The 7348-nt window shown below is 44.0% G+C and carries 7 protein-coding genes; 4 read left to right on the top strand and 3 right to left on the bottom strand.

Annotated elements, in window-relative coordinates:
- Positions 1–20: 20 nt before the first annotated feature.
- Both PR808_RS12145 and PR808_RS12140 read right to left on the bottom strand, forming a co-directional pair.
- Positions 21–569, bottom strand: coding sequence for a tyrosine-type DNA invertase (locus PR808_RS12145; RefSeq protein ID WP_272539376.1), 549 nt, complete (start codon positions 567–569; stop codon positions 21–23).
- 242 nt (positions 570–811) lie between these two features.
- On the bottom strand, positions 812–970 hold the full coding sequence (locus PR808_RS12140) for a hypothetical protein (RefSeq protein WP_206083312.1): 159 nt from the start codon (positions 968–970) through the stop codon (positions 812–814).
- A gap of 266 nt (positions 971–1236) precedes the next feature.
- Between PR808_RS12140 and PR808_RS12135 the strand changes: the two genes are divergently transcribed.
- The 4 genes from PR808_RS12135 (at position 1237) to dmsD (ending at position 5859) form a co-directional block, all read left to right on the top strand.
- Complete coding sequence (locus tag PR808_RS12135; RefSeq protein ID WP_272539375.1) at positions 1237–3672, top strand: DMSO/selenate family reductase complex A subunit; 2436 nt, start codon at positions 1237–1239, stop codon at positions 3670–3672.
- Between the two features lie 14 nt (positions 3673–3686).
- Positions 3687–4304, top strand: coding sequence for a DMSO/selenate family reductase complex B subunit (locus tag PR808_RS12130; RefSeq protein ID WP_206083314.1), 618 nt, complete (start codon positions 3687–3689; stop codon positions 4302–4304).
- Between the two features lies 1 nt (position 4305).
- On the top strand, positions 4306–5157 hold the full coding sequence (locus PR808_RS12125) for a DmsC/YnfH family molybdoenzyme membrane anchor subunit (protein ID WP_206083315.1): 852 nt from the start codon (positions 4306–4308) through the stop codon (positions 5155–5157).
- A gap of 63 nt (positions 5158–5220) precedes the next feature.
- Complete coding sequence (gene dmsD, locus PR808_RS12120) at positions 5221–5859, top strand: Tat proofreading chaperone DmsD (RefSeq protein ID WP_272539374.1); 639 nt, start codon at positions 5221–5223, stop codon at positions 5857–5859.
- Between the two features lie 46 nt (positions 5860–5905).
- On the opposite strand, the gene PR808_RS12115 is transcribed toward dmsD, so the two are convergent.
- The gene (locus PR808_RS12115) at positions 5906–7147 is read right to left on the bottom strand and encodes a DUF1835 domain-containing protein (RefSeq protein ID WP_206083317.1); all 1242 of its coding nucleotides are present in this window, start codon (positions 7145–7147) and stop codon (positions 5906–5908) included.
- Positions 7148–7348: the final 201 nt, after the last annotated feature.

Raw genomic sequence — 7348 nt, 5'->3', positions numbered from 1 at the left:
CACTTTTAGTAAGTTACCTTTCACCATACACCCCGAAATCTTGCTGGGTTACTTGCTGTATATCGCACTGTATGTTGTATATTCGTGTGTCCTAAATAATCCTGAATTAAACGTGTATCGGCGCCTTTATCCGCTAATGCATAACCGCATGCATGCCGTAACATATGAGGATGAATACCAAGAGTCAGCTTAGCTAGCTCGCCGAGCCGTGAAAAAAGTTGATAAAAGCGCTGGCGAGTCATGGCAGTTCCTCTTTCAGATAAAAATAACCACTGACTTTCTTTCCCTTTCCATGTATTTCTAATTTTTAGCCAAGCTTTAATCAGCGGGATCTCTTCATCAATCAATGGATGATTTACTGAAAAACCATTCTTTAAACGATGAACATATAGCTCTTTACTTTCTAAGTTAAGATCAGATAACTTTAGCGATAGAGCTTCACTTGCTCTTAATCCATGTATAAAGCACATATAAATTAAGCAAGAATTACGTTCGGGATGACGAGATAAACGACAAGCAGCTAAAAGACGAGATATTTCTTGGTGAGTTAAATATTTACGAGTGGACATGAACATTTCCCATTTTAATCAGAAAAAGCCAATCATATCTAACTTATTCCATCTAACACATTACTTTTTAGATAAATATAATTATTTTATTCTATAGGTGAAATAAAAGTTCATTTTCTATCCGCTGAAATAGTAATAAAAGTTTAATTAACTAAATTTAATATTTGTAAAATCATTTTTCACATATTTTTTGAATGAACGTTTATTTGGATTACCGTATTCATCTGGCTTTGAAGCTAGCTTTAATTACCTAAAACTAATATACCTAAATCAATAAGGCCATAGGCTAGATTTTCAGCAGGTTCATTAAAGCCTAGCAGCTCGGCTGCTGCTTTGTCGCCTTCACATAAAGGGGTTTTGAACATCGCTATTTTCTTGGTCGATTCCCATTTTTTCTTCATTACTCCTATTAGCTCAGTCGGTTACTAGAGGCACAATCATTTTAAAATACGGCTTCTATGTAACTTATTGAAATAAAATTATTTAATGTTGATTTCTGAATCAAGGTCACCCTCCTTACTTTTGTCATACATTATTGATCGCGCACAATACCCATCTATATGCCCGCTATAAAATAACTATTGAAATCAGAGAAGTGAAAAATACCAAAAATAAATTTTAAAAAAATTATTTATAACGTTAAGAAGCAATGTTAAGTGAGGCAGATATGGATAAAGCATTATCTGATGGATTACTCCAATCGGAGATCAGCCGTCGAAAACTAGTGCAAACCAGTACGGTGGGCGGGCTCGCGCTTGCTAGCGGTGCATTAAGTTTACCTTTTAGCAATGTTGCCAATGCCAATGAAGCGACGCCAACCCCTGAAGAAAAAATTGTCTGGAGTGCGTGTACCGTTAACTGCGGAAGCCGTTGCCCGCTGCGTATGCATGTGGTGGAGGGGGAAATTAAATACGTTGAAACCGATAACACGGGTGATGACGTGTATGGCGATAAACACCAAGTGAAAGCCTGCCTGCGTGGTCGCTCTATGCGCCGCCGCGTGTATAACCCTGATCGTTTAAAATACCCAATGTTGCGTGTGGGCGCGAGAGGGGAGGGAAAATTCAAGCAAATCACTTGGGAAGAAGCTTACGACCTAATTAGTGGTAACCTCAAGCGCATTATTAAAGATTACGGTAATGAAGCGGTCTATTTAAACTACGGTACAGGTACTTTAGGGGGGACAGTTGCGCGTTCATGGCCGCCAGCGAACTCACCAATTGCGCGTTTAATGAACTGCACGGGTGGTTATTTAAACCATTATGGAACATACAGCACAGCACAAATTAGTTGTGCAATGCCATATACTTATGGCAGTGGTGCGGGTAATAGCGTGTCCGATATCGAAAATTCAAAATTGGTGGTGTTGTTCGGAAATAACCCTGCGGAAACACGGATGAGCGGTGGGGGGATCACTTATCAATTAGAGCAAGCCCGTGAACGTTCTAATGCACGAATGATTGTTATCGACCCTCGTTATACTGACACTGCCGCAGGGCGTGAAGATGAGTGGATCCCTATTCGTCCAGGTACTGATGCCGCATTAGTGGCAGGGCTTGCCTATGTGTTGATCACTGAAGATTTGGTTGATCAGCCATTTTTAGACAAATATTGTGTTGGATATGATGAAAAAACACTCCCCGCGAATGCGCCTAAAAATAGCCATTATAAAGCGTATATTTTAGGGCAAGGGGATGACGGCATTGAAAAAACACCTCAGTGGGCAGCAAAAATTACGGGTATTCCAGCCGATAAAATCATCAAATTAGCACGAGAAATCGGTAGTGCGAAACCTGCTTATATTAGCCAAGGCTGGGGGCCACAACGCCATTCTAACGGGGAACAAACCGCACGCGCGATTGCTATGTTGCCGATTTTAACGGGGAACGTGGGGATCAGCGGAGGTAATACAGGGGCGCGTGAAGGAAATTACGATATCCCCTTTGAGCGAATGCCAACCCTTGAGAACCCAGTTAAAACCAGTATTTCGGTGTTCTTATGGACGGATGCTATTGAACGTGGCCCTGAAATGACCGCAACTCACGATGGTGTGCGTGGTAAAGATAAGCTGGACGTACCGATTAAATTTATTTGGAACTACGCTAGTAACAGCTTGATTAATCAGCATTCTGATATTAATAAGACTCACGACATTCTTCAGGATGATAAAAAATGTGAAATGATTGTGGTCATTGATAACCACATGACCGCATCGGCAAAATACGCGGATATCCTTCTGCCCGATTGCACGGCTTCTGAGCAAATGGATTTCTGTCTCGATGGTGCTGCGAGTAATATGGGCTATGTGATTTTTGCCAGCCAAGCCATTGAACCACGTTTTGAAAGTAAAACTGTGTATGAGATGTGTACGCAAATCGCACGCCGTATGGGGGTTGAAGAAAAGTTCACTGAAGGGCGCACTCAAGAAGAATGGCTGCGCCATTTATATGAAATTTCAAGGGAAAAACTGCCTGAGTTACCAGATTTTGAGACCTTCCAGCAGCAAGGGATCTACAAAAAAATGAACCCGCAGGGGCACGTGGTGGCACATAAAGCGTTCCGCGAAGACCCGATTGCGAACCCATTAAATACCCCATCAGGCAAAATTGAGATCTACTCCGACCGTCTAGCCGATATCGCTAAAACATGGACTCTTGAAGAAGGGGATCTTATTTCGGCTATCCCGATGTATTCCCCTGGCTTTGAAAGCCATGAGGATAAACTGACTAAGCAATACCCACTGCAGCTGAGTGGCTTCCATTATAAATCCCGTGTTCACTCTACATATGGCAACGTAGATGTGATTAAAGCCGCTTGCCTACAGGAAATGTGGATCAACCCAATTGATGCTGCGCGCCGTAATATTAAAAATGGCGATATGGTACGTATATTCAATGACCGTGGTGAAGTGCATATCAATGCGAAAGTGACGCCACGAATTATTCCAGGTGTTGTGGCAATGGGGGAAGGGGCATGGTATGCGCCAGATGAAAACAAGATAGACCACGGGGGAAGCCTTAATGTCCTGACCACGCAGCGCCCGTCGCCGCTGGCAAAAGGCAACCCGCAGCACAGCAATCTTGTTGAAGTGGCTCGGGTATAGGGAGGAGATAAATTATGACAACACAATATGGTTTTTATATTGATTCAGCCCGTTGTACGGGGTGTAAAACGTGCGAATTAGCGTGCAAAGACTACAAAAATTTATCTCCCGAAGTGAATTTTCGGCGTATTTATGAATATACAGGCGGTGACTGGCAAGAAGATAACGGCGTCTGGCACCAAAATGTTTTCAGTTATTACCTGTCAATTTCGTGTAATCACTGTGAAGACCCTGCGTGCGTCAAAGTGTGCCCAAGCGGGGCGATGCACAAGCGTGAAGACGGCTTTGTGGTGGTGGATGAAAGTGTCTGTATCGGTTGCCGTTACTGCCATATGGCTTGTCCATATGGTGCACCACAGTTTAATGCTGAAAAAGGGCATATGACAAAATGTGATGGCTGTTATGAACGTGTGGCCGAAGGGAAAAAACCGATTTGTGCTGAATCTTGCCCGTTGCGTGCATTGGATTTTGGCCCAATCGAGGAGCTGCGCAAAACGTATGGCACCTTGGCGGAGATCGCGCCATTGCCTGAAGCGCATTACACCAAGCCAAATATTGTTATTAAGCCGAATGCGAATAGCCGCCCTGTGAACGACACCACGGGTCACTTAGCTAACCCAAGGGAGGTATAAGATGGGCAACGGATTACATGAATGGCCGCTGATCCTGTTTACAGTATTAGGACAAAGTATTGCGGGGGCAGTGATTGTGACTGGCCTTGCGTGGTTATCGACAGATGATAAACAGCAAAAACAGCGTATTGTGAATGCAATGCTGGCTTTGTGGGTGCTGATGGGGTTAGGTTTCTTGGCGTCCATGATGCATATGGGGTCGCCGTTACGTGCATTTAACTCAATGAACCGTGTTTTTTCATCATCACTGAGTAATGAAGTGCTGTTTGGCTCCCTCTTTTTTGCACTGGGGGGCTTATGGTGGCTGCTGGCGGTGCTGAAGAAAATGCCTGAAGGGCTCGGTAAAATTTGGTTGCTTCTCACCATGGCGATGGGACTGTTATTCGTCTGGGCGATGACTCGTGTCTATATGATAAGCACAGTACCGACATGGAACACGCCACATACCACGATTGGCTTCTTTATGACTGCCTTTGTCGTTGGGCCGATTTTAGGTACGTTGTTATTACGTATTGCTAAATTTCCGTGCCACAGTGGGCGGCTCGCACTGATCAGCATTGTGGCGTATGTGATTACGATTGCCTCTGTGCTGGTGCAAAGTGGTGAAATCGCACTGATAGCATCATCGGTACAACGTGCGAGTGCTTTAGTTCCTGATTTTGGTTCGCTGCAAATGGTGCGTTTAGTGGCAACAAGCCTTGGTTTGATGTTATGGATTTTACCGCTAATGAAGCAAAACCAGCCATCCGTTATCAGTTTGTTCATCGGCACATTGTTGGTGTTGTTCGGCGAATTAATTGGACGCGGGCTGTTCTATGGTCTACATATGACAGTAGGAATGGCAGTCGCCTAATCGGTAAAACATCTCAACGTAGGGAGCCAGTTTCCCTACGTTGAAAACGCAGAGACAATCAATATGCATGATGCGCAATTTCTTGAACACGTTGCTGTAACGGGGCGGGTTTTGGGTTCTTTATTTTATTTTGCTCCAGACAGTGAAAATAACGCGGAGCTCATCGCGATTTTGCGAGAGCCAACATGGCATGAAGAGTGGCCATTTTCGTTGGCATCACTTAATGAAATTAACGCATTATTTGCAGATTCAACAAAACAAAATGAGCCACTTGATGAAGCGTGGCAGCGGTTATTTATCGGCCCCTATGCCTTACCTGCACCACCTTGGGGTTCAGTGTGGTTAGATAAAGAAAATATTATTTTTGGGGATTCTACCGTTGAGCTGCGCCAATGGATGCGTTCAAAAGGGATTGAGCCCGCCACAACGCAAAAAGAACCAGAAGACCATATCGGTTTGATTTTGATGTTAGCCGCCTGGCTGGCGGAACAAGATAGGCGAAATGACCTTGAGGAATTGCTAGCGTGGCACTTGCTACCTTGGTCGGCACATTTTCTTGATGTTTTCGCCACGCAAGCCAATAGCAATTTTTACCGTGGGCTCGCGATGCTAACGCAAGAAACGCTAGCGGGAATTCAAAAGCAATTATCTTTACCCGTTATGCAAAAAACGGTGTATTACAAAGGGAATGCGCCTGAGTAATGCTTGAAAAGAAAGCCAAATTTTTGGCTTTCTTTCTTTTGGACCGTTAAACCAACCGCCAAACCAATTCTTGCCTGTTATCTATCGTCCAATGTGATTTTTTTCCTGAAAAACTCACTCCGCCAACCCATCGTGTTTCTTCAATGTAATTGAGTGCATAGGCGTGACCATTAAGTACGTTTTCGCCTATATCACTAAGGAATAAAGGTTGTTTTTCAAAAGGTCGTTGTTGGTCGTTTGATGTTAATAGTGGTGTGGCACCGATTAAACAAGGTTTGAGTAGGCAATAAAACATCAAATCCCCTAAAAATGGCAAAGGTTCCAGGTGCTCAATAAGGGTTTTAAACGTATCCTCAAGGGTCGCACCAGGGTTATCACGGAGATAATGCAGTGCTAGGGATTCTGTGAGGGACAGCCCTGTTTGGTTATTGGGATACTCTTGCAACATCCTGAATAATGCAGGCGCAAGCAGTGGTAGAGTGGGGTAATGCTGCCGAGCGGCTTTGGCAAAATTTGTTGGGTTCTCATCGGTAAATGCTGCCCAGACGTGCTTGGCAATCTCAATTTCTGTCCGTCCGATAGTTCTTCGTTGTGCCCATAGCCAAGGTAAAATCTCAGGCGAAAGCTGGCCGAAGCCGACAAAGCGTTTTATGCCAGGAATGCTAGCTATATCAATCAGTTCAAGTGAAGGATAAGTCGGGTTGAGGTTTGCCAGAACACGAATTAAAAACAGTTGATCATATGGGTCTGCTTCACACCAGAAAATGACTTTTTCGCTCTCCGCTAGCTGAGATAGAGCATGGTATTCTTGATCAAATTGCTGGGTAATTTTCTTAAGTGGGATAGAAAAATATTGGCTAAGTGTATGAGTTCGCAACGAACGATACTGATCAAAAGGCAGAGAAGGGACGGGACCAAGGCAAAAGGGGTCAGTAAATGGGACAAAAGCTCCAGTAAAACCCGCCACCCGCAGTTTATGTTCAATATCATGACCGCAGCGCCAATGCGTTGTTTGGCTTTCATTATCGGCGCTAAAGTTTGGGTTATTTGCGGCAAATAAAACCGTATCGACATGGGCTTTTAGCTTTGGCCAGCTTGAAAAGCCAAGTTCATTGGCAACCAACCATTGTGCAGATGCTAAAGTGATATCAGCGTGAGGATGGGTTTGCTCAAGCAATAAACGTTGCTCTGAAGCTTGCCCCGCTTTCATTTGTTGCAGTAGCTTTTTGGCTTTTTTACGAAAAAAATTTAGGTTGATTAACCCGTTATTAACAGGAAATTTTGGCATACGAGCTCCTTGATTACCGATATCCGCATTCAGGTAGGGCCGTAAGATAAATGAATAAGTGAGTTAGCCTGAGCAGGGCTCTTTCCGCGGATGGATGCATGGCAGATGCACAGCTCGAAATATAATAAAAATAGCGGGGGGAGGCAAATAAAATAGCACCGTAGCCTAAGCCTGCGGTGCTATTGAGATACAATTCAATCA

It is taken from the genome of Providencia sp. PROV197 (assembly GCF_028479625.1).
GTDB lineage: Bacteria > Pseudomonadota > Gammaproteobacteria > Enterobacterales > Enterobacteriaceae > Providencia > Providencia vermicola.
Note: the sequence above shows the minus strand (reverse complement) of the source record. Positions and strands in the feature narration are given on the sequence as shown.